23 protein-coding genes are annotated in these 21,751 nt (G+C 67.3%); 8 read left to right on the forward strand and 15 right to left on the reverse strand.

Going from position 1 to position 21,751, the window contains the following annotated elements:
- Positions 1-12: 12 nt before the first annotated feature.
- The 5 genes from AC1D2F_RS07265 to AC1D2F_RS07285 form a co-directional block, all read right to left on the reverse strand.
- A complete protein-coding gene (locus tag AC1D2F_RS07265; RefSeq protein ID WP_476966474.1) occupies positions 13-1,086 on the reverse strand; it encodes a DNA polymerase IV in 1,074 nt (357 codons plus the stop codon).
- 274 nt (positions 1,087-1,360) lie between these two features.
- Complete coding sequence (locus AC1D2F_RS07270; protein WP_229993004.1) at positions 1,361-2,587, reverse strand: N-acetylglucosamine-6-phosphate deacetylase; 1,227 nt, start codon at positions 2,585-2,587, stop codon at positions 1,361-1,363.
- Positions 2,577-3,416: a copper homeostasis protein CutC gene (locus AC1D2F_RS07275; protein ID WP_229993005.1), complete on the reverse strand. Its 840-nt coding sequence runs from the start codon at positions 3,414-3,416 to the stop codon at positions 2,577-2,579. The genes AC1D2F_RS07270 and AC1D2F_RS07275 overlap by 11 nt, the downstream gene beginning before the upstream one ends.
- The gene (gene nagB / locus AC1D2F_RS07280) at positions 3,401-4,177 is read right to left on the reverse strand and encodes a glucosamine-6-phosphate deaminase (protein WP_229993006.1); all 777 of its coding nucleotides are present in this window, start codon (positions 4,175-4,177) and stop codon (positions 3,401-3,403) included. The genes AC1D2F_RS07275 and nagB overlap by 16 nt, the downstream gene beginning before the upstream one ends.
- A gap of 46 nt (positions 4,178-4,223) precedes the next feature.
- Positions 4,224-5,474, reverse strand: a complete 1,251-nt coding sequence (locus AC1D2F_RS07285) for a PTS transporter subunit EIIC (protein ID WP_364747419.1) — start codon at positions 5,472-5,474, stop codon at positions 4,224-4,226.
- A gap of 205 nt (positions 5,475-5,679) precedes the next feature.
- Here AC1D2F_RS07285 and AC1D2F_RS07290 point away from each other — a divergent pair, with 205 nt between their 5' ends.
- Together AC1D2F_RS07290 and AC1D2F_RS07295 are read left to right on the forward strand one after the other, a co-directional pair.
- A complete protein-coding gene (locus AC1D2F_RS07290) occupies positions 5,680-5,910 on the forward strand; it encodes a PTS sugar transporter subunit IIB (RefSeq protein WP_476966475.1) in 231 nt (76 codons plus the stop codon).
- Entirely contained in the window at positions 5,910-6,368 is a 459-nt protein-coding gene (locus tag AC1D2F_RS07295; RefSeq protein ID WP_229993009.1) for a PTS sugar transporter subunit IIA, read from the forward strand. The genes AC1D2F_RS07290 and AC1D2F_RS07295 overlap by 1 nt, the downstream gene beginning before the upstream one ends.
- A gap of 40 nt (positions 6,369-6,408) precedes the next feature.
- Here the strand turns inward: AC1D2F_RS07295 and AC1D2F_RS07300 are convergent, their stop codons facing one another.
- Positions 6,409-7,113: a GntR family transcriptional regulator gene (locus AC1D2F_RS07300; protein WP_229993010.1), complete on the reverse strand. Its 705-nt coding sequence runs from the start codon at positions 7,111-7,113 to the stop codon at positions 6,409-6,411.
- A gap of 374 nt (positions 7,114-7,487) precedes the next feature.
- Here AC1D2F_RS07300 and AC1D2F_RS07305 point away from each other — a divergent pair, with 374 nt between their 5' ends.
- Positions 7,488-8,042 (forward strand): NUDIX domain-containing protein, encoded by a 555-nt coding sequence (locus AC1D2F_RS07305; protein ID WP_476966476.1) that lies wholly within the window; start codon positions 7,488-7,490, stop codon positions 8,040-8,042.
- 44 nt (positions 8,043-8,086) lie between these two features.
- On the opposite strand, the gene AC1D2F_RS07310 is transcribed toward AC1D2F_RS07305, so the two are convergent.
- The 3 genes from AC1D2F_RS07310 to truB all read right to left on the reverse strand — a co-directional run bounded on the left by AC1D2F_RS07310 (position 8,087) and on the right by truB (position 10,018).
- Positions 8,087-8,578, reverse strand: a complete 492-nt coding sequence (locus AC1D2F_RS07310) for a hypothetical protein (RefSeq protein ID WP_476966558.1) — start codon at positions 8,576-8,578, stop codon at positions 8,087-8,089.
- A 76-nt stretch (positions 8,579-8,654) separates the two neighbouring features.
- Complete coding sequence (locus AC1D2F_RS07315; protein WP_229993013.1) at positions 8,655-9,008, reverse strand: hypothetical protein; 354 nt, start codon at positions 9,006-9,008, stop codon at positions 8,655-8,657.
- A complete protein-coding gene (truB, locus tag AC1D2F_RS07320) occupies positions 9,008-10,018 on the reverse strand; it encodes a tRNA pseudouridine(55) synthase TruB (RefSeq protein ID WP_476966477.1) in 1,011 nt (336 codons plus the stop codon). Before truB ends, AC1D2F_RS07315 begins: the two co-directional genes overlap by 1 nt.
- A gap of 85 nt (positions 10,019-10,103) precedes the next feature.
- Between truB and AC1D2F_RS07325 the strand changes: the two genes are divergently transcribed.
- Both AC1D2F_RS07325 and AC1D2F_RS07330 read left to right on the forward strand, forming a co-directional pair.
- The gene (locus tag AC1D2F_RS07325) at positions 10,104-11,318 is read left to right on the forward strand and encodes a pyridoxal phosphate-dependent aminotransferase (protein ID WP_476966478.1); all 1,215 of its coding nucleotides are present in this window, start codon (positions 10,104-10,106) and stop codon (positions 11,316-11,318) included.
- A 91-nt stretch (positions 11,319-11,409) separates the two neighbouring features.
- Positions 11,410-11,619: a hypothetical protein gene (locus AC1D2F_RS07330; protein WP_026266615.1), complete on the forward strand. Its 210-nt coding sequence runs from the start codon at positions 11,410-11,412 to the stop codon at positions 11,617-11,619.
- A gap of 98 nt (positions 11,620-11,717) precedes the next feature.
- Here the strand turns inward: AC1D2F_RS07330 and trxA are convergent, their stop codons facing one another.
- From trxA to AC1D2F_RS07360, 6 genes are all read right to left on the reverse strand, one after another.
- Positions 11,718-12,155: a thioredoxin gene (gene trxA, locus AC1D2F_RS07335; RefSeq protein ID WP_476966479.1), complete on the reverse strand. Its 438-nt coding sequence runs from the start codon at positions 12,153-12,155 to the stop codon at positions 11,718-11,720.
- A 149-nt stretch (positions 12,156-12,304) separates the two neighbouring features.
- The gene (gene rbfA / locus AC1D2F_RS07340) at positions 12,305-12,814 is read right to left on the reverse strand and encodes a 30S ribosome-binding factor RbfA (RefSeq protein WP_364747414.1); all 510 of its coding nucleotides are present in this window, start codon (positions 12,812-12,814) and stop codon (positions 12,305-12,307) included.
- A gap of 291 nt (positions 12,815-13,105) precedes the next feature.
- Positions 13,106-16,009 carry a translation initiation factor IF-2 gene (infB, locus tag AC1D2F_RS07345; protein ID WP_364747413.1) on the reverse strand — a complete coding sequence of 968 codons (2,904 nt, stop codon included), beginning with the start codon at positions 16,007-16,009 and terminating at the stop codon, positions 13,106-13,108.
- 152 nt (positions 16,010-16,161) lie between these two features.
- Positions 16,162-16,590 (reverse strand): YlxR family protein, encoded by a 429-nt coding sequence (locus AC1D2F_RS07350; RefSeq protein ID WP_476966480.1) that lies wholly within the window; start codon positions 16,588-16,590, stop codon positions 16,162-16,164.
- A gap of 173 nt (positions 16,591-16,763) precedes the next feature.
- A complete protein-coding gene (gene nusA / locus AC1D2F_RS07355) occupies positions 16,764-17,744 on the reverse strand; it encodes a transcription termination factor NusA (RefSeq protein WP_018774503.1) in 981 nt (326 codons plus the stop codon).
- On the reverse strand, positions 17,744-18,361 hold the full coding sequence (locus AC1D2F_RS07360; RefSeq protein WP_229993401.1) for a ribosome maturation factor RimP: 618 nt from the start codon (positions 18,359-18,361) through the stop codon (positions 17,744-17,746). Before AC1D2F_RS07360 ends, nusA begins: the two co-directional genes overlap by 1 nt.
- A gap of 86 nt (positions 18,362-18,447) precedes the next feature.
- On the opposite strand from AC1D2F_RS07360, the gene AC1D2F_RS07365 reads away from it, so the two are divergent.
- The 3 genes from AC1D2F_RS07365 to AC1D2F_RS07375 all read left to right on the forward strand — a co-directional run bounded on the left by AC1D2F_RS07365 (position 18,448) and on the right by AC1D2F_RS07375 (position 21,730).
- Complete coding sequence (locus AC1D2F_RS07365) at positions 18,448-19,764, forward strand: ferritin-like domain-containing protein (RefSeq protein WP_476966481.1); 1,317 nt, start codon at positions 18,448-18,450, stop codon at positions 19,762-19,764.
- Between the two features lie 79 nt (positions 19,765-19,843).
- Positions 19,844-20,572, forward strand: a complete 729-nt coding sequence (locus AC1D2F_RS07370; protein WP_229993403.1) for a VIT1/CCC1 transporter family protein — start codon at positions 19,844-19,846, stop codon at positions 20,570-20,572.
- A gap of 66 nt (positions 20,573-20,638) precedes the next feature.
- On the forward strand, positions 20,639-21,730 hold the full coding sequence (locus tag AC1D2F_RS07375) for an aminoglycoside phosphotransferase family protein (protein ID WP_476966482.1): 1,092 nt from the start codon (positions 20,639-20,641) through the stop codon (positions 21,728-21,730).
- The last annotated feature ends 21 nt before the right edge of the window (positions 21,731-21,751 follow it).

Here is a 21,751-nt window from a genome sequence, read left to right on the forward strand (position 1 = left end):
GGAGCGACGCCGTCACCAACCACCGCGCGTCGGCGTATGTCCCGTTCGGGCATCGTCGGGCATTGCCAATTCGGCACGCAGGCCCAGGAGTCGGATCGGACGGCCCGCCTCGATTCCGGCTGCGAGGTCCAAGGCCCGTGCGAGGATTTCGTTCCGGTCGAAGGTCTCGGGAATCTTCCTCGCGTGGGTCTTGGTGACGAACGGCGCGTACCGAACCTTGAGGGTCAGCCCAACCACGGGCCGTCCTTCGGCCACAACGTCCTCAAGGACAAGCGCTGTCAGCTCCCTCAAGGCGTCGTCCACCTGGACGGGCTCGGTGAGGTCGCGCTGGAAGGTGGTCTCCCGGCTATGCCCGCGGGCAACCCACGGGGTGTCGTCCACGACGCTGGCGCCGTCCCCGCGTCCGAGCTCCGCGTACCAAGGACCCATCTTGGGGCCGAACTCCGGGACCAGGTCCTGGGGGTCGGACGCGGCGAGCTCGGCGACTGTGTTGATGCCGAGTTTGGCCAGCCGGCCCGACACTTTGGTTCCGACGCCCCACAGGTCCTTGGTGGGCCGGCTGCCCATGACGTCGAGCCAGTTCCCGGAAGTGAGGCGGAAGACGCCGGCCGGCTTGCCGAAACCGGTGGCCACCTTGGCCCGGACCAAGGTGTCGCCGATGCCCACGCTGCAATGCAGCTGCGTTCGCTCCAGGACAGCGGCCTGCACCTGCCGGGCGTAGGCTTCCGGATTCTCTGTCTCCGTGCCTACAAAGGCTTCATCCCAACCCAGCACCTGCACGGTGGCGCCGGGCTGCGCGCGCAGGGTAGCCATCACCGTTTCAGACGCCGCCAGGTAAGCCTCGTGGTCGACGGGCAGGATCACGGCGTCGGGCACTTTCCGGGCCGCAATGCGTAAGGGCATTCCAGAACCCACACCGAACGCCCTGGCCTCGTAGGACGCGGTCGACACCACAGCTCGTTCCGTGGGGTCGCCCCGACCGCCGACAATGATCGGCTTGCCCGCAAGCTCCGGCCGCCGGAGCACTTCGACCGCCGCGATGAACTGGTCGAGATCGACGTGCAGCACCCATCGGATTCCGCTCACGCCACCAGTCTGCCCTAAACATTCCTGGCAAGCATCGGTTCTCCACCGGGCTTGGCCGCGGAGCCGGCGGCCTCCTGGCCTTCTTTGAAATCCAGCGCCGCCGACGACCTGCACCGCACCTGTGCCGAGTGTGGCGCGGTCCGCGCCAAGTACAGGGAACGGACGAGTCCAGGGTGATGGCCGCCCGGCCACTCGTACTGCATCGAGCGCGAGGGATAGGTGGGGTTTGCTTCTCGGGCTTCGAGGTTCCGGGCAACGGAGGGCGCGGTTCCTTTCACGGCAGTGGTTCGATCCATCTGCCGTGCCGCAACACGCCGGCGAGGGTTAATTCGGAATCGACGACGACAATGTCGGCCCGCATATCTTTGTGAAGGTCGCCGACATGCCCGGACAGGCCGAGAACTGATGCCGGGACGGCGCTGGCTGACCGGACCGCGTCCTGCAGTGATACTCCTGCTGCTACGGTGGCCCTGACCACGTCAAGGAGGGTTGCGGTTCCGCCGGCAATCGCGCCGGTGCTGTCGAGCCGGGCGACCCCCTCGTGTACGGTGACGGCCAGGTTTCCCAGCCGGTAACGTCCGTCCTGCAGGCCCGTGGCCGCCATGGAATCAGTGACGAGGGCAATATTCTCAGCACCGACGAGGTCGAACATCATCCGGACGGTATCCGCGGCGAGGTGGACGCCGTCGGCGATGAGTTCAATGACGGCCCTGCCGGCGTGCGCTTCGCTGAGACTGGCGGCCACCGGACCGGGTGAGCGGTGATGCAGCGCCGGCATGGCGTTGAACAGGTGCGTCACCGTGGGTCGCCGGGGAACCGGGTTCCCCTGGCGGTGTCCGGCCCGCCGCAGGCCGAGGGCCGCGCGGCCGAGGAACCCGGCCGCGGTCGCCGTGTCTGCTGCGGTGTGGCCCAGAGAGGGAACCACTCCGCTGGCCGTGAGCTGGTCGACCAGGCGCTGGGCGCCGGGAAGTTCGGCTGCGCAGGTCAGGGAGACAAGACTGGTCCCCGCCGCCGCCAGCAGTTCACCCATCAGAGCGGGATCGGGATCCCGTAGCAGGGCGGGATCGTGGGCTCCGTGGTGGTGCGGGGACAGGAAGGGGCCTTCCAGATGTGACCCGGCGATGAGTCCTTCCTCTGCCACGGGGCGTAAGGCGTCGAGATTCCGGAGCAGGTCGTGGGTGGAGGCGGTCACGAGGCTGGCCAGCAGCGTCGTGGTTCCGCGGCGGTGCAGGAATCGGGCTGCCGAGCGTGCCGCGGCCGCCGAGCCTTCGGAAAAATCGGATCCTGCGGCGCCGTGGCAGTGCAGGTCCACGAGGCCCGGCAGCAGGGTGTACCGGCCGTCCCGCGCCGGGCGGTTCTGCTCCAGATCAGCAATTCCGGGGAATGCCGAAGCCGGTCCGACGTAGCTGATGCGGTCACCGGCCACGGCGATCACGCCGTCGTCGATGGCCAGGCTACCGGTGACGATGCGGCCACGAAGCGTCACGACCTCATTCACCATGTTCAGTGATCCTGTCCGCGGTCCGCAGCGCTGCCGCGATGCCCGCTGCGAGTTCCGGGTCCATCGCCTCCGGCCGGACGCCGGCGCCCGTATCCAGGGGAGATGCGGGCCGCGGGCGCGCCGATGAGTGCACCGCATGCACTCCTGCTGTCACGAGCCGCGGCACGATGTCCACAGTCACTCCGCCGCCAGCCATGATCTGTACTCCCGGCGCGTGGTCCCGTCCGAGTTCCACGAGCCGAGCCAACATTCCGATCCCCTGTGTGCAGTCGGTTCCGCCGCCGCTGGTGAGCACCCGGTTCACGCCGGCGTCTTCGAGCCGCCCGAGCGCGTCGGCGGGGTTCGCGCCGGCGGCCAGTGCGGCGTCGAATGCGCGGTGGAAGGTCAGCTGTGCGGCGGGCTTTTGGGCACGCGCGACGGCGACAATCCGGGTGAGCGCGACGGCGTCCGGTCCGCCGTCGGGTGCCAGGGCGCCGACCACGACGCCGGCCGCCCCTGCCCGCAGCACCGCCACCACGTCACGTTCGATGATCCGGAGCTCCTCGGGTGTGTAGGCGAACCCTCCCGGCCGGGGCCGGACGAGGACATGGACGGGCAGCCCGGCCTCGCACGCCATGTCCACCATCCGCATGTCAGGGGTGATGCCGCCCGTCGCGATGAGCGCGGCGCACAGCTCGACGCGCGTGGCGCCGACGGCCGCGGAGATCCGCATCCCGGTGACGTCTTCGACGGCGAACTCGAGGTCCGGCACAGGGCGCAGCTCCCCGGCGGCCGCGTCGTTCAGAAGCCCCGCTGTGCCGGCTTCCGCGCCGCTCAGAAGCCCTGCCATGCCGGCTTCCGTCCCAACGTGTAGTGGTAGTACTCGGTGTGGGCGAGCTTGGACGCTGCCGGCGTGTCCAGGAGAACGGTCACATGTGGATGGAGCTGGAGCGCCGAGGCGGGGCAGATAGCGGCGACCGGCCCCTCAACAGCCGCCGCAACGGCGTCGGCCTTCGCCTCGCCCAGCCCGAGTAGCAGAAGATGTCGGGCTTGCCGAATCGTTCCAAGACCCTGGGTGAGTACGTGCTCTGGGACCTCGTCGAGGCCAGCGAAGAAGCGTGCGTTGTCGCGGCGGGTCTGGGCGGTGAGCGTTTTGATGCGGGTCCGTGACGCGAGGGACGACATGGGCTCGTTGAAGCCGATGTGCCCGTCGGTGCCGATGCCGAGGATCTGAACATCCACACCTCCGGCTGCAGAGATACTCGCGTCGTACCGGGCGGCCTCCGCCGCCGGGTACGATGCGCCGTCGAGTCCGTGCACGGCGTCGGCGGGGAAATCCACGCTGTCCGTGAATTCGCGCCGGATCACCGAGTGGTAGGACTCGGGGTGGCTGGCTGGCAGTCCGACGTACTCGTCGAGGAGGAACGCCTGGGCGGCGGCGAAGCTCAGCCCGTCGCGGCGGTGGCGGTCGATAAGTTCGCGGTAGGTCCCGAGGGGCGTCGAGCCGGTCGCGAGGCCCAAGACGGACGGACCGCTGCGGAGGCGCTCCTCAATGATGTCCGCTGCGGTGTGGGCGACGTCATCGGCGCCGGGAAGGATGATGATTTCCATGCTGGGGTGTACTCCCTGTGGCTGTCAGTGCGGGTGGGCTGTGTGGCTATTTCGCGGGTTCGGTCTCGACGGTGACTTCGTCGTCCCCGCGTCCGGGAGTGCGCAGGTTCCAGCGCTTGATTACGAAGGAGAACAGGAAGTAGTAGATGGCCGCGTAGCCGAGCCCGATGGGGATGAGCATCCAGGCGTTTTGTGCCTTGCTGAAGTTCAGGACGAAGTCGATCAGGCCGGCGGAGAACGTGAAGCCGTCGTGGATTCCCAGTGCATTGACGAGCGCGTGCGAGGTGCCGGTCAGGACGGCGTGGACGATGTAGAGGGGCCACGCGACGAACATGAAGGCGTACTCAAGTGGTTCGGTGATCCCGGTCAGGAAGGCCGTCAGGCCGGTGGAGAGCATGATCCCGCCGACAAGATTCCGTTGTGACGGCTTGGCGTGGCGCCAGATGGCGAAAGCGGCCGCGGGGAGGCCAAACATCATGATGGGGAAGAACCCTGTCATGAACACGCCGGCGGTCGGATCACCTGCGAAGAAGCGGTTGAGGTCGCCGCGGACAAGCTGACCGGAGGCGTCATTGAAGTCGCCTACGAGGAACCAGACCACCGAATTGAGGACGTGATGGAGCCCCACCGGGATGAGCATACGGTTTGCAAAACCGTAAAGCCCGCCGCCAAGGACAGCGTTTCCGGCCACGATCTCGCCAACCCAGGACAGCCCCGCGTTGAACGCTGAATAGAGCAGGGCCATGATCACGCCGACCACGAGGGCGGTGAGGGACGTCAGGATGGGCACGAGGCGCCGGCCGCTGAAAAAGCCCAGGTAGTCCGGCAACTTGGTGCGGTAGAACTTTTGCCACAGGATAGCCGAGAACAACCCGACGACGATGCCGGCAAGAACGCCGTAATTGATGACGGCGGGTTTGCCCGCGGGATCCACTTGCCCGGCAAGAACGAGTGGAGACATTGCCTTGAAGACCCCATCGATCACCATGTAGCCGACGGCGGCCGCCAGAGCAGTCGACCCGTCGGACTTCTTGGCCCAGCCGATGGCGATACCAATGGCGAAGATGAGCGGAAGCCACGTAAAGACCGCGCTGCCGGCGGCTTCGACCACGGAGGCACCGCCTTCGAAGCCGGGGATGGCGCCCAAAAGGTCCACTTGACCGGCCCGGAGGAGGATACCCGCGGCGGGCAAAACCGCGATCGGAAGCATGAGCGTGCGGCCCAACCGCTGGAGGTTCGAGAAGGCGGCATTCGCCTTCTTCTCCGGCGCCGTGGCGATGGATTCAGGGACTGACATGAGAGGCACCTTTGCGTTTAGGAAGGGCTTGTGGAAGATCGGCTCAGCCGGTACTGTCTGGTTATAACCAGTGTGATTCATCCCACGCGGACCTGTCAAGGCAGTCGATCCGCCGGACGGATCGACTCATCCTGGCCACACCGGGGCCGCTTGGCCTCGGATCCGAAGTGCCCCCGGAAGGGGGGCGCAATGAGAGAGGCATGCCATGTCAAAGGCAGAAAAGATCATTGAAGGACTCGGCGGAGCTGGGAACATCGTCGAAGTCGAGGCGTGCATCACCCGCCTGCGCACTGAGGTCAAGGACTCCTCACTCGTGAGCGAGGCGGTCCTGAAGGCAGCCGGGGCGCACGGCGTACTCACTGCGGGCACAGCTGTTCAGGTCATCGTGGGCCCGGAGGCGGACACACTCGCCGACGACATCGAGGACCTCCTCTGATGACGGAGGCACTCCTCATCCACGCACCCCTGGCCGGCAGGGTTATGCCCCTCGGTGAGGTCCCGGACCCGGTGTTCTCTGCCCAGATGGTCGGCTCCGGCGCGGCCATTGAGCCGCCGGAGGGCGAAACATTTGACGTCGTCTCCCCGGTTGCCGGGAAGATCATCAAGCTGCTTCCGCATGCTTTCATCGTCGTCGACACCGCCGGCAGGGGCGTGCTTACACATGTCGGGATCGACACCGTCAAGCTTCAGGGCGAGGGGTTCGAGCTGCTCATTGACAAGGGGGCGACGGTCGACGCCGGTGCACTGATCATGCGCGTGGATCCGGCTGCCGCTGTGGCCGCCGGATATTCCCTCGTGAGCCCCATCGTCGTACTGGACACCAAGCCGGACACGGCGACGCCGATCGCCTCAGGCGCCGTGGCGGCCGGCGCCGAGCTGTTCTCGGTGCCGTAGGCAGGGCGGGGTCACGGAAACAAAGCCGGAGCCCTTCCCGCTACAGCCGCACCTCCATGTTCAGCGAGTACCTGTCAGATCGGTACCACGAACGCGTGTGCTCGATGGCGAGCTGGCCCGAGTAGGAAGTGCGGTCGAAGAACAGGACCGGCGCACCCGTCCCGGTGCCGAGCAGCGCCCCGACATCCGCCGGGGCGCCCTCGGCGCGCACGGTCTGGCGGGCGCGGTTGATCTCTTTGCCGAACTGGGCGGCCAGGGCCTTGTAAACCGAGCCGGTGAGGTCAATGTCGAGGAGCCCACTGGCATGTTCCGGGTTGTACCAGGCGTCGTCGACGCTGACCGGCCGGCCGTCGGCGAGACGCAGCCGGCGCAGGTGGATCGCCTCGGCACCCTGGGACAGGCCCAGTGCGTCCGCCGTGTCCTTCGGCGCGGCCGCGAGCTCCGCCAGGAGCACCACGGTGCTGGGGGTATGACCCTGGGCCTCCATCTCCTGGGTGAAGGACGCCAGGTGGAGGGTGGACTGAACTGCCGAGTCGGCTACGAATGTGCCCTTGGCCGGGACACGCACGAGGTGGCCCTCGGTGACGAGTCGGCCGATGGCGGCCCGGACGGTGATACGGCTGACGCCGTACGCGTCCATCAGTTCGCGCTCGCTGGGGAGGCGGGCGCCGGGTTCGAGTTCCTCTTTGGCCACCTTGAGGATAATCGAGCGCAGCTGCTCGTGCTTGGGTACCTGACTGTTCACGATATGCACCTGGGTGGCAGGTGCCGTGCTCGTGCGTGCGGCTGGCAAATCGGCCCCTTTGTTAGTGGAGCGATCCGGTAAGGACCACCTACTCGGATTATGCCACGTGAACCCTGACACGGCCTACCGGAATACTCACGACCAGCCCTGCCGGCTCTTGAAGCTGGTTTGGCCGACGCCGTGGTCTGGTTTGATCTCAATTATTTGGTGAGGCCCTTCGAGTGAAGGCCTGGGTGCAGGCTTCGGTCGAAGACCCTTGGCCAACGATCCCTGGTCGAAGATCGCTGAGCGAGTATCCGTGGGCAGCGGTTCAGCCCGTAACACTGCGTACGCCATCCGCCGTCGTATGGACCGGCGCGTGGCAAGCTGTAGGGATGGACAGCACAGCCGCGCCCCAAGCGGGGGAATCACCATTCGCACGACCGGTGCCGGGCGGCCTGCGCCACCCGTTGGGTCCACGCGATCCCGGTGACGCCTGGGTCGAGGGCGAGCACGGACGGTTCTGGGGTCGGTTCGGTTCCGCCGGGCTCCTGGTCCACGACGCCGCAAAGGGAATCCTTCTCCAACACCGCGCTTTGTGGAGCCATCAAGGCGGCACGTGGGGGCTCCCGGGAGGTGCCCTGCACCAAGGGGAAGGGGCCATCGACGGGGCGTTGCGGGAAGCACGCGAGGAAGCGGCCGTGCCTCCGGAGAACGTCCGTGTCCTGTTCACGTCGGTGTTCGACGTCGGCTACTGGACCTACACCACGGTGGTTGCCGAGGCACTGCAGGCCTTCGAGGCCGCCATCAGTGATCCGGAAAGTCTCGAACTGCAGTGGGTGGGGGTTGACGCAGTCGGTGGCAAGAAACTGCACCCGGGCTTCGCCACCGCCTGGCCCGGACTGCGCAGCAGGCTCACGGAGGCCCGGCGCATCACCAGCCGGCCGTAACCAGCCGTGTGTGCCCGGGCAAGCCCCGGACGGGGCAGCCCGGCCTAGTGCTGCCGGGGCGCGGGACGCCGGCGATACAGCCAGATGAGTCCCAGAATGGGCAGCAGGAGCGGGATGAATCCGTAGCCGCGGCCAAACAAGGACCACACCGTCTCGTGCGGGAAGTTCACCGAGTCGAATACGCTCAATGCCCCCACCACGAGGACGCCCACAAGCTCCACCAGGACTGCCGCCACGGAAACTTTGAACGCGGTGCGGCCCGGCTTCGCGAGGGACACGGTGGCAACTACGTAGACGGCTGCGGCGAAGGCGGACAGCAAATATGCCAGGGGCGCCTCGGAAAACTTCGTGAGAATCTGGTAGCCGGCCCGGGCGGTCGCCGAAATCGCAAACACGGCATAGACAGCAATCAGCAGCCGTCCCGGCCCAGTGTTGCGGGTGTCGGTCGCCGGCGCAGTTTGCGCCGCCCCAGTTTGTGTGGCACCAGCCTCAGTGGAACCAGCAGCTGCCGGCCCGGCGTCCGCTGCCCCGGTGATGCCGGAGGCCGACCCCGCCGGGTTGCCTGTGCCCTCCTGGGAGGATTTTGCGTTCACGTTTTCTGCCTCTTCCATCTCAATACCAGATCTGGTTCATACGGGCCGCCATCACCAGGGCAGTGACGCCGACTGCGGCCAGGACGAAGTTGCTCCAGCGGGTCCGCTCCAGGATGGACCAATACACGGCGCCGATCGGGAGGATCAGCGCTGTCGCCAGATAGCCCCAGAACTCCCAGGACTCCCCCGCGATCTGCTCCCCGCTGGCCACCCGGACAATCGAGCCCACCAGATAGACCAGGAGGGCAAGTTCGACGGCGGCCACCGACAGTATGGTCGTGTCGTTGGGCGCCTTCTTCAGGATGCCCGCGGCGACGCAGATGATGCTGGAGAGCAGGCCAACCACAAGGATGATGTAGAAATACGCGTCCACTACTGCCCGGCCCGCTGTTCGTTGCCGCCCGCTTCGGTGGCGCCCTTTTCAGTGGAGCGCTTTTCGGTGCCGCTCTTTTCAGTGAAGCGCTTTTCGTTATCGGGCGCGAACACCAGCACGGGCTTGGCGTAGCTTCCCGCGTCGGCCAGGAGCGCCACGAGCGTACCGTCCGGCGCGAACGCTGCTGCCGGCTTGTCCGCGGTCGCTGCCTCCGGCGTGCCGGCTGCGGCTCCTGCGGCGACCCTGCGGCCGAAGGAAATCTCGGTGGTCTCCGCCTCGCTGAGTTCACGGTTCGGCATTAGGGCCCGGGCCGCGTCCGAGATCTCCAGGACGTCCAGCTTCTCCGCCAATTGTTCAAGGGTGTGTGCCTGCTCAAGCGTGTAGGGACCCACTTGGGTCCTGCGCAGTGCCGTCAGGTGGCCGCCGACGCCGAGTGCCTCACCGAGGTCGCGCGCCAGGGCACGGATGTATGTGCCGGAAGAGCACTCCACCGTGACATCGACGTCCAGGGCTTCCCGGTCTGCGTCGCCATCGTGCACGCGGCGGACCTGGTGGACCTCAAAGCGGTGAATCGTCACGGGACGGGCCGCGAGCTTGACCTCTTCACCGGACCGGACCCGGGCGTAGGCGCGTTCACCGTTGACCTTGATGGCGCTGACACTGCTGGGAACCTGTTCAATTTCCCCGGTCAGAGCGGCGACTCCGGCGCGGACAGCGTCTTCGGTGACCCCGGCGGCGCTGCGGGTGGCGGTGACCTCGCCTTCGGCGTCGTCCGTCACGGTGGATTCACCGAGCCTGATGGTGGCGGTGTAAGTCTTGGAGGTGCCCACAATGTAGGTCAGCAGCCGGGTTGCCTTGTTGATGCCCACCACGAGAACGCCGGTGGCCATCGGATCGAGCGTCCCGGCGTGGCCGACCTTTCGGGTACCGGCGATCCGCCGCATCCGTCCAACCACATCGTGGCTGGTCCAACCTTGCGGCTTGTCTACTATCACCAGTCCAGAAAGCACGCCTCCCAGTATATGCGGGCCAGCCGCGCCCCACCGCCCACGGCCCCCGCGCCCACCGCGGACGCCGGGCGTTAGGATGGCACACATGCCCGAGCTTGCCGCACATGTCCGCGACGTCCCGATCAACCAGATCCGCGAGATCACCGAAGCCGCCTGGGGAACGCCCGGTGCGATCGTGCTCAGTATCGGGGAGCCGGGCTTCGCAGTCCCCCGCCACGTCCTCGAGGCCGGGATGGCGTGCCTGGACCGGGACGAGACCAACTACACCCCTAACGCCGGGATCCCCGCATTGCGGGAGGCCTTCGCCGCCCGCTTCCGGGAACACAACGCGACGCCGGTCGGCGCCGAGCGCGTCTATGTGGTCGACGGCGCCCAGCAAGGCCTGCACTTTGCCATGAGCCTGCTGCTCTCCCCCGGGGACGAGATCCTCATTCCCAACCCCGGCTACCCCACCTTCGCGATGACGAGCAGCCTGCTGCACGCCGTGCCCGTACGCTACCCGCTGTACCCGGAGCACGATTTCCAGCCGCGGATCGAGGACATCGAGGCGCTCATCACGCCGCGGACCAAGGTATTGATCCTGAACTCTCCGTCCAACCCGCTCGGCGCCGTCCTGGGCGAGGACCTGACGCGCCGCCTCGTGGAGCTGGCGAGGCGCAACGATCTGTGGGTCATCTCCGACGAATGCTACGAGGCGTTCACTTACGATGTGCCGCACGTCAGCCCGGCCCGCTTCGACAGCGACGTTCCAGGCGAAGCGCGCGTGTTCACCTCGCTCACGCTCTCCAAAACCTACGGGCTGACGGGACTGCGCATCGGCGCGCTGATCTGCCCGCCCGGGCTGGAGCAGAAGATGAATAACGTCATGGAGTCGATCGTGTCCTGTGTGGCCTCCCCCTCGCAGTACGCGGCACTGGCAGCTTTGACCGGTCCGCAGGACTACGTCAGCCATGCCCACGCCCATTACCGGGCCAACCGGGACGCGGCCTCGGCGGTGCTGAGCTCCCATGGCATCCCCTACCTCGCGGCCCAAGGCGCGTTCTATCTGTGGGCGGACGTCTCACATGCCAGCGGCGGGGATGTCCGGACATGGACGCGCCGCTTCCTGGCGGACTCCGGCGTGGCCTTCGCCCCCGGCACGGCGTTCGGCTCTATTGGCGAGGGTTGGATCCGCATTGCGCTCTGCGGAAACCAGGCCGATCTTGTGGAGGGCCTCCGGCGTATCCCTGCACGCGAACTGGCAGCAGACCCCGACGGGTCCACCGGCCCTACCGCCGGAGAAGCTGGCGCCCTAGCCTGAGCACACGGCGCTTCCAGGCTGGCCCGCCATCCTGGCTTCGGGTTGTCCTGGCCCGTCCGGGCGCCGTGGATTCCGGCCAAGGGAGTACATCGTGTGGTGGCAAGACCTGCTGTGGGGTTTCTGGAATGGGCTGACGGCATGGATCGTCCTGATCGCCCATGTCTTCGGTTTCTGGAGTGAGTTCCCGTTCTATAACTCCGCCCGCGCGGGGAACTGGTATGACTTCGGCTACCTCCTCGGCATGGGATCTCCCGTGCTAGGCGGTGGGCTGGGAGCCCGGGGACGCTCCAAGCGCCGCTAGGCATTTCGAGATGGCATTTGGCGGCAATTTTTGCCCGCGCACTGCCGTGTTCTGCAATCTCGACGTCATCTGGGTGCCAAGCCCGACCCAACCGGCGGTCATCCCGGATTTGCCGCCAATGCCTCATCGAGCCAGCTGCGGAGGGCCGCGGCCGGCGGCGCGCCAGCCTGGCGGGCCGCCACCGTCCCCTTCTTGATGACAAGCAACGTTGGGATGGCCTGGATATCGAACCGCCTGGACAATCCCGGGGAGGTGTCGACGTCGACCTTCACGAGCTTGAACTTCCCGGCCCGCTCCTGCGCCAACCTGTCCAGCACCGGGCTGACCATCCGGCACGGCCCGCACCACGCCGCCCAGAAATCGACGAGAACCGGAACGGAAGACTGCTCCGCGACAACCGGGAAGTCGGCGTCTGACGCCGACACGATCCAGGGAAGGTCCTTGCCGCAGTTGCCGCAGCGCGGGTGCCCGGCAGCGGCCGCGGGAATCCGGTTGGTCTTCCCGCAATGCGGGCACTTGGTCAGGCTGGATTCCACGGCACTCCGATGGCCCTGCGCATACGTGCAGTCATGGTTCCATGGGACTCCCCTGCCCCTCAACGGGCCAAGGGTCGAAGGTCCCCGGATACAGAAACAGCAGGGGCCGGACCCGTTTCCGGTTCCGGCCCCTGCTGTTAAAGGCACTCTTACTTGTTGCGGTCCTCATCGATCGCGTCGTTGTCGATGAGGTCCAGGTCCTCTTCGTCAAAGTCGTCCTCGTCGAGCTCCACGTCCTGGGGCGTATCACTCTTGTAAGGATCGGCGTCTCCGGCGTGCGTGGCGCTTTCGGCCAGCGCGGCCACCTCGGCGTCGCGCTTCTTCGCCGCGCGGAGCAGTTCCTCAAGGTTCGAGGCGGTGACGGGGATCTGGTCGGCCACGAATTCGAGCGTCGGTGTCAGCCGCACGGTGATGTTCCGGCCGACTTCCTGCCGCAGCACACCCTTGGCCTTCTCGAGCCCCTTGGCGGCATCGGCCTGGGCCACTTCGTCACCGAACACGGTGTAGTAAACAGTTGCGTGCTGCAGGTCGTTGGTCACCCGCGAGTCGGTCACGGTGACGCCCTCCAGTCGGGGATCCTTCACCCTCCGGCCCAGCGCCTCGGCAACGACAACCTTAATCCGCTGCGCCAACTTGGCAGCCCGTGCGGGATCAGCCATTTCCACTCCTAAAAATTTGGATGTACGACGGCGCCGGAACGGTGGCCGCACAACTGTTGGGTTTTAATGCCACGCCCCTAAGGCGAGTCTACGACGGACTCCCGTTGGTTTCTTCCGGCGACCCTTTGGAGCCGTGGAGGGGGCCCGGGAGTGGCATCGGGCCTGCCGGAGCTGGGTGGCCGACGTCGTAAGACGTCGGCCACCCAGCGTAGGGGCGGGGCCCCTCTACGGCGGAAAAGTGCGGGGCCGCCGGAAAATCCAACGACCCCGCACCTGTACTGCTAAACCAACCTAGACGCGCGGCTTTTCGCGCATCTCGAAGGTCTCGATGATGTCGCCTTCGGTGATGTCGTTGAACGAGCCAAGACCGATACCACACTCGAAGTCCGTGCGGACCTCGGTGGCGTCATCCTTGAAGCGCTTGAGCGTCTCAACGGTGAGGTTGTCACCGATGATCTTGCCGTCGCGGGTGATGCGTGCCTTGGCGTTGCGTCGGATAACACCCGAGCGGACGATCGAGCCTGCGATGTTGCCGAACTTGGAGGAACGGAACACTTCGCGGACCTCGGCGGTGCCAAGCTGGACCTCTTCGTACTCCGGCTTGAGCATGCCCTTGAGGGCTGCCTCAATGTCATCGATTGCTGCGTAGATGACGGAGTAGAAGCGCATGTCCACGCCTTCGCGGTCTGCCAGTTCGGCAACACGCTCGGCGGGCTTGACGTTGAAGCCGATGATGACGGCGCTGTCGACCGTTGCCAGGTTGACGTCGTTCTGCGTGATCGCACCGACACCGCGGTGGATGACGCGGAGCTGGACACCCTCGCCGACGTCGATCTTGAGCAGCGCGTCTTCGAGGGCTTCCACGGCACCGGACACGTCACCCTTGAGGATGAGGTTGAGGGTGTCGATCTTGCCATCGGCGACGGCCTGGTCGAAGTCTTCCAGGCTGATCCGCTTGCGGCGCTTGGCCAGTGCGGCGTTGCGGTCGGCGGCTTCACGCTTCTCGGCGATCTGGCGGGCGGTGCGCTCGTCAGCGGTCACGAAGAAGGTGTCACCGGCGCGCGGGACGTTGGACAGACCCAGCACCTGCACGGGGCGGGACGGGCCGGCCTCGGTCAGCGCGCTGCCGTCGTCGTCGAACATCGCACGGACGCGGCCGTGGGCCGTGCCTGCCACGATGGTGTCGCCGACGTGCAGGGTACCGGACTGAACCAGGACGGTGGCCACGGAACCGCGGCCCTTGTCCAGGTTGGCTTCAATCGCGATACCGCGGGCGTCCTTGTTCGGGTTGGCGCGCATGTCCAGGGCAGCGTCTGCGGTGAGCAGAACGGCGCCGAGGAGCTCGTCGATGTTGAGGTTCTGTCGGGCCGAGACCTCCACGAACATGGTGTCGCCACCGTATTCTTCCGGAACCAGGCCGTACTCGGTCAGCTGGCCGCGGACCTTGTCCGGGTTGGCGCCTTCCTTGTCGATCTTGTTCACGGCCACGACGATCGGCACGTTGGCCGCCTGGGCGTGGTTGAGGGCTTCAACGGTCTGCGGCATAACGCCGTCGTCCGCTGCGACCACCAGGATGGCGATGTCGGTGACCTTCGCACCACGGGCACGCATGGCGGTGAACGCCTCGTGGCCCGGAGTATCGATGAAGGTGATCTTCCGATCAATGCCTTCGTGGGCGTGGGTGACCTGGTAGGCACCGATGTGCTGCGTGATGCCGCCGTGCTCGCCCGCCATAACGTCGGACTTGCGGATGGCGTCGAGCAGCCGGGTCTTACCGTGGTCAACGTGACCCATGACGGTGACAACCGGAGGACGTGCCTCGAGGTCTTCATCGCCTTCGGCTTCCAGTTCGGCGTCGAAGTCGATGTCGAAGGTGGAGAGCAGCTCGCGCTCCTCGTCCTCCGGGGACACAACCTGAAGCTTGTAGCCAAGCTCCTCGCCGAGCAGCGCGAAGGTCTCTTCATCCAGCGACTGCGTGGCCGTGGCCATTTCGCCGAGGTGGAAGAGGACCGTCACCAGTGCGGCGGGGTTCGCCTCGATCTTGTCGGCAAAGTCCGTGATGGACGAGCCACGGCGAAGCCGGACTACGGTGTTGCCGTCGCCGCGGGGTACGCTCACGCCACCCAGCGACGGAGCACTCATCTGCTCCAGTTCCTGACGCTTGGCACGCTTCGACTTGCGCTGCTTGCCACGGCCTGCGCCGCCCTTACCGAAGGCACCCTGGGTGCCGCCGCGACCGCGACCGCCCTTACCAAAGCCACCACCGGCCGGAGCGCCGCCACCGGCACCGGGAGCACCGGTACCTGGAGCGCCACCCGGACGGCCCGGACCACGGCCTCCGCCGCCGGGACGGCCGGCACCAGCGGGTGCGGGACGTTCGGTGCGGTTAGGCATCATGCCCGGAGTCGGGCGGTTGCCGCCGGCTCCTGCCGGACGACCGGCGCCGGGAGCGCCGGCCGGACGCGGGGCGCCGGGGCGGGGGCCGCCTGCGCCTGCTGCCGGACGGGGACCACCCGGACGGGGGCCGCCTGCGCCTGCTGCGGGGCGCGGACCACCGGGGCGTTCACCCTCGGTGCGGCTTCCGCCCGGACGGGGCATGCCCTGGGACGGAGCGAACGGGTTGTTGCCCGGACGCGAGGGACGATCGTTGTCGCCGCCGCGGCCGCGGGGCATGCCCTGGGACGTGGCGAAGGGGTTGTTGCCGGGACGGGGACCGCCCGGACGCGGTGCAGAACCGCCCTGGCGTGCCGGAGCAGCCGGGGTTTCAGCCTTGGGGGCCGGACGCGCGCCGGGCTTGATGCCCGTCGAGGGAGCAGCCGGAGCCTGGGCGGCGGGGGCTGCCGGAGCCTGGGCGGCGGGGGCTGCCGGAGCGGCGGGCGCGGCGGCAGGTGCCGCAGCAGCCGGAGCCGGAGCTTCAGCCTTGGGTTCCGCGGCCTTGGGCGCAGCGGGGCCAGGCGCAGGCGCCGGACGGGTCGCTGCCGGGCTGGCAGATGCCTGGGGGGCGGACGCCGGAGCTTCGGACTTCGAAGCTGCGGGGGCGTCGGGGAAAGCGTTGCGCAGTTTCCGCACAACGGGAGCCTCGATAGTTGACGAGGCGGAGCGAACGAATTCGCCCAGTTCCTGCAGTTTGGTTACTGCATCTTTGGAAGTAATACCGAGCTCTTTAGCAAGCTCATGTACGCGGACCTTGGCCACATTTCTCCTGTCTCGGTCCGCACCGAGCCAGGCACGAACCGTCTACTTCTTACTGCGGGCCTCCGCCGCGAATGCAGCTGAAAGGCCCATTGCAGAGCGCAACAAAGTTGTCATCGTTGCGCACTCATCGCTGGGAACTCATCGGGTTTCCATCAGTTTTCTGACCCGCTTTCAGGTTGGACGGTTGTTGCTGCGGTCACCGGGGTGCCCACGGCTTCCGTGCCGGCAGTGATCCGGCGTTCCACATCAGCTGTACCGGCTGCGCCCTTGAGGGCGCGACCGAACGCTCGACGTTTGACCGCCAGTGCCAGGCACTTTTCGCTGGGGTGCAGCCATGCTCCCCGGCCAGCCATCCGGCGTCGTTCATCCACCACGACGGCGGACGAACCACCGGCGCCGGCGACGAGCCGGAGTAACTCCGACCGCGACCCTTTTTGTCGGCATCCGATACAAGTGCGCTGCGGCTGATTCCCGAGGTGTTGCACATGTGCCACGTTCGAGTATCTTCCTGCCAGTACAACTGCTTGGTGAATCACCGCGTCCCGGGAATCTGGGAAAACCCAGACGCGCCAAAGACACACGGATACCGGCCGTTAGGCGCGGTCATCTTCTATTCTAGCCCCTCCGGCGCCCGGGTCCCGAACCCAGGCGTGCCGGTCAGCTCGGAAATCACGGCTGACCCGTGAGAGTGCACACGCTCACCGGGCCACGACGGCGGCCCGGCGCCTGTGTTCGTGTGCTGCGCGCTTGCGAGCTATTTGCCGGTGTTGACGGCGGCGTCGGAGACGATGTCGATTCGCCATCCCGTGAGCTTGGCGGCGAGACGGGCGTTCTGGCCCTCCTTGCCGATGGCCAGGGAGAGCTGGTAGTCGGGAACGACCACCCGTGCAGAACGGGTCGCCTCGTCGGTGATCGTGACCGAGTTCACGCGCGACGGCGAGAGGGCGCTGGCGATGAAGGTCGCCGGATCGTCGTTGTAGTCAACGATGTCGATCTTTTCGTCGTTCAGTTCCGTCATGACCGCCCGGACACGAGAACCCATTTCGCCGATGCAGGCACCCTTGGCATTGACGCCGGGGGTGTTTGCCTTGACGGCGATCTTGGTGCGGTGGCCGGCCTCGCGGGCAAGCGCCACGATCTCGACCGAACGGTCCGCGATCTCGGGAACTTCGAGTTCGAAGAGCTTCCGGACGAGCCCGGGGTGGGAGCGGGACAGCGTGATGGACGGGCCCTTGGTGCCGCGGTGGACGTCGATCACGAAGGCGCGCAGCCGGTTGCCGTGGATGTACTTCTCGCCGGGAACCTGCTCGGGCGGCGGCAGCAGTGCCTCCACCGTGCCCAGGTTGACCTGGATCATGTGCGGGTTGTTGCCCTGCTGGATGGTGCCGGCCACGAGCTCACCTTCTCGGCCCTTGAACTGGCCCAGCACGTTGTCGTCCTCAGCGTCCCGGAGGCGCTGCAGGATGATCTGCCGCGCGGTGCTCGCCGCGATGCGTCCGAAGCCCGCGGGGGTGTCCTCGAATTCGCCGATCGGGGCGCCGTCGTCGTCGATCTCGGTGGCCCAGATGGTCACGTGGCCGCTCTTGCGGTCGAGCTCGGCCCGGGCCTTTTCGAAGGCGCCGGGGGTCTTGTGGTAGGCCACCAGCAGGGCCTGCTCGATCGTCGGAATCAGGAGATCCAGCGGGATTTCACGCTCACGCTCCAGAAGTCTCAGCGCGCTCATGTCAATATCCATCAGGCCTCCTCAGAAGGTCCATTGTTTGCTTTTTCCAGACCGGCCTCTTCGAGGTGGCTGAACTCTATCTCGACTTTTCCGCTGCGGATCCTGTCGAAAGGAAGCTTGACGGGTTCACCCTGTTTGGGTTTCATGCCCTTCTTGACGGCAATTTCCGGGACGAGGGTGACTCCCCCATCATCCACGGACTGGACCCTGCCGGTGACGTTGTCACCCTGGATCACGTTCACGTTGACCATCCGTCCGCGGGCGCGGTGCCAGTGCCGCTCCTCCGTCAGTGGACGTCCGACGCCGGGTGAGGAGACCTCGAGCTCATAGGGGCGCGCGTCCATGCTGGGGTCGTTGTCCAGGGTGTCGGAGAGGGTCTTGGAGATCTCCGCGATGACGTCGAGCCCGACGCCGCCGGTCTCCTCCTGCGGCAGGTCCACCACTACGTGGACCACCCGGTTGGCGCCGGCGACATGGATGGAAACGTCCTCCAGATACAGCCGGTTCGCCAGCACTGCGGGTTCCAGGAGTGCGTGAAGGCGCTCGGCCTCGACATTTTGAACGGGTGCGGCTTCAGCCTTCCCCGTCCCGGTCCGGTCTGTTGAAGTCGTGGCTTCTGCGTTCGTCATGATGCCGGCCGCCTCCCGCTAGATAATGTTGTGTGTACTAGCCTAGCGATTTTCCGGGCGGCGTGGTGCACGTGTTCCGGACCGGCATGACAACATGGTCTGTTGTGAACGACGACACCAGGGAAAAGCGATGGCAGGATCACTTTCCCCGGTCGCTCCCCCGCTACGTGCTGCTGGCGTGCCTCGCCCTGGTGGTGGTGAGCCTGGGGGTGGTCCTGATGCCGGCCCGGCCGCCGGAACCTGCGGATCCGCCCTTTTCCGAACAGGCGCGCGCCACCGCACTGGCAGAAACCGTGCGGTTGAAGGACGCTGGCAGCCAGCTTGGCACCGCGAAGCAAGACGGTTCAAAAGACAGCTCGGCGGGCAGCACGGACGGCCCTTCGGCCGGTGCCGGGAACCCTGCCATCGAACGGACTGTGACCTTGCTGACAACCCAGGCGCAGGCCCTGCTGGCACCGGGGGAAAGTCCTGCGGACGCAGCCAGCGCAGCGGCCGCTGACTCCGGCCGGGCAACGTCCCCGGCCCCGGCAACTTCCTCCGCCTCAACGGCTCCGTCCGTTTCCGGCCAGACCAGTGCCGGCCAGACCAGTGCCGGCCAGACCAGTGCCGGCCAGTCCAGTGCCGGAGCGACCGCCGCACCCCTGCCTTCGACCGCCGCCGGGCTCGTGGCGGCTCTCGCGGACAGCGGGAACCAGCGCCTCGCAGACGCTGCCGTGGCCGACGGCGGCATGGCACGGCTGTTGGCTGCAGTCGGCACCGCTCAGCTGCTGCAGGCTACCGCCCTCGCCGCGGGCACCGGGACGGCGGCGCCGGCCGTCGACGTGGCCGCACCGCGGCTGTCCGGCACATGCCCGTCCCCGTCCGCGACTCCGCAATCCGGTGCCGCCGAGTCCTCCGCCGGGCAGCCCGGTCCCGGGCAGTCCTCGGCAGTGCAGTCCGCGGCCGCGGCCGGCCTCGGCGGTGCCCTGGCGGCGGTGGTCCGGACCGAAGCGCAGACCATCTACGGCTACCAGGTGGCGCTGCCCCGGCTCGGCGGCACCGCGGCGAAATCCGCGGCCGAGGAACTGGCCCGCCATGACGCGCTCCTCGGCGGCGCGGAATTGCTGAGCCGGCTGCACTGCTCCACTGTTCCGCCGCGGGAGGCCGGCTACACGCTGGGTCAGTCCTTCCTGGCCTCCCCAGCCGCCGGCCTCGGCAGCCTGGAGGCCGCCGCGCTGCCCGCGTACGGCGACCTCGTGGCCCTGAGCGAAGGTGAGACCCGGCAGTGGGCCATCGCGGCCTTGCTCGGTGCCGGGAAGCGGGCCGTGCTGTGGGGCACGGATCCCGGCGCCCTGCCGGGCCTTGACCCCGCCACGCTGCCGGGCCTGGAACCCACCACGCCGCCGTCACAGCCGGCAAACTGAGCACGCGACCAAGCCTCGGCTTATTTTGGTTAGCCTCGGAATACTGGCATGCCTTTGGCCCGGGTGATTTGCTGTAGTCATGGACACGACCGGCGCCGCAACCCTGCACGAGAACGAGCCGCACCACAACGACATCGCGCACCGCCTCAACTGGCTCCGCGCGGGCGTCCTGGGGGCCAATGACGGCATCGTCTCGGTCGCCGCGATCGTCGTCGGTGTCGCCAGCGCCACGACGGACACCGGGCCGATCCTGGTCGCGGGCGTCGCAGGCGTCGTGGGCGGCGCCATCTCGATGGCCCTCGGCGAATACGTCTCCGTCAGCAGCCAGAAGGACAGCCAGCACGCCTTGATCGAGAAGGAGCGCCGGGAACTGGCGGAACAACCCGAGGAGGAGCTCGAGGAACTCGCCGCGATCTACCAGGGCAAAGGACTGAGCCCCGCGACGGCACGGACGGTGGCCAAGGAGCTCACGGCACACGATGCCCTCGGCGCGCACCTCTCAGCCGAACTCCACATTGACGAAACCGACATCGTGAGTCCGTGGCACGCGGCGTTCGCTTCTGCCATCGCTTTCCTCATTGGCGCGATCCTACCCATGCTGGCCATCCTGCTCCCGCCGGAAAACATCAGGATCCCGCTGACCTTCGTCGCCGTGCTCGTAGCATTGGCGGCCACCGGCGCCGTCGGCGCGTGGATAGGCGGCGGCTCGAAGCTCAGGGCAGCCATCCGCGTGGTGATTGGCGGCGCCGCAGCGCTGGTGGCCACGTTCGCGATCGGCAACGCGCTCGGCGCGAGCGGCATCGTCTAGGGCCGCGGCGCCAACCTGGCACCTGCCAAGCCGGCAGCATGCACTCCGGCGCCTACGATAGGTCCCGTGAGCCCCATCCCAGACGTCCCCATCCCGCCCGATCTTTCCCGCCGCTACTCCCGCACGCCTGACGGACGTGCCTGGCTGGCATCACTTCCTGGCCTGATCGGACAATTCCTCGAGCAGTGGGAGCTTCTGCCGGATCTGGAGCCGGGCGCCCTTCCGTGGAACGGTCACGGCGGCGTCGTCATCCCCGTCCGGCGCCGGGACGGGGACGGATCCGGCGGCAACGGCAGCCTGGCTGTGCTGAAGGTGGCCTTCGCGCATGAGGAGGCCACCCGCGAACACCACGCCCTCGCCCTGTGGGGAGGCCATGGCGCCGTCAGGCTCCTGGCCGCCGACGCCGGATCCTGCGCCCTGCTCCTGGAGCGCCTGGATGCCTGCCGCTCCCTCCTGGATGTCCCTTTGGAAACGGCGGTGACGGTGTGGGGCGGTTTGGTCCGCCAGCTCAGCGTGGTCCCCGATGACCGGCCCGGGTGGCAGGAAATCGACCATGTGGCGGCCCGGGCCGAACAGTGGAGCGATGAACTCCCCGCGACGTGGGATCAGCTGGGGCGGCCGTTCCCCCGGTGGTTGCTCGAGGCAGCGCTTGAGGTCTGCCAGACCCGCGGCGCCGTGGGCAGGCGGTCAGGCAAGGACGTCCTGGTCCACGCGGACCTGCACTACTTGAACATCCTCGCCCGGCCCGGCGTGCCGGGACCGGGCGCCCGTCAGGAAGCACCGGCGGGGCTGGAGCCGTACGCTGCAATTGATCCCCAGCCCATGATCGGCGAGGCCGAATTTGCCGTGGCCCCCGTGCTGTGGAACAGGCTCCGCGAGTTGCCGCAGCAAGATCCCGGACGGGCCCTGCTCGCACGTTGCGGGGATTTCAGTGCGGCCGCCGGTCTGGACGCCGAGACCGCCCGGCAGTGGAGCCTGGTCCGCGAGGTGGAGAACGCCCTGGGGTACGCCTCGCAGCGTCACCACGACGGCGATCTGGCCCGATCGCTGTGGGTGGCGAGCACGCTGGCGGGCCGGACGCTTCCCGGCCTGCCCGCTCCGCAGGAGCTGCCCGGACCGGGCGAGGACCCGGCCCACTGGGCGGAGGATCGACGCTAGGGCCGGCCCGTTCCGGAGGCA

Source organism: Arthrobacter sp. P1_B3 (genome assembly GCF_056406615.1).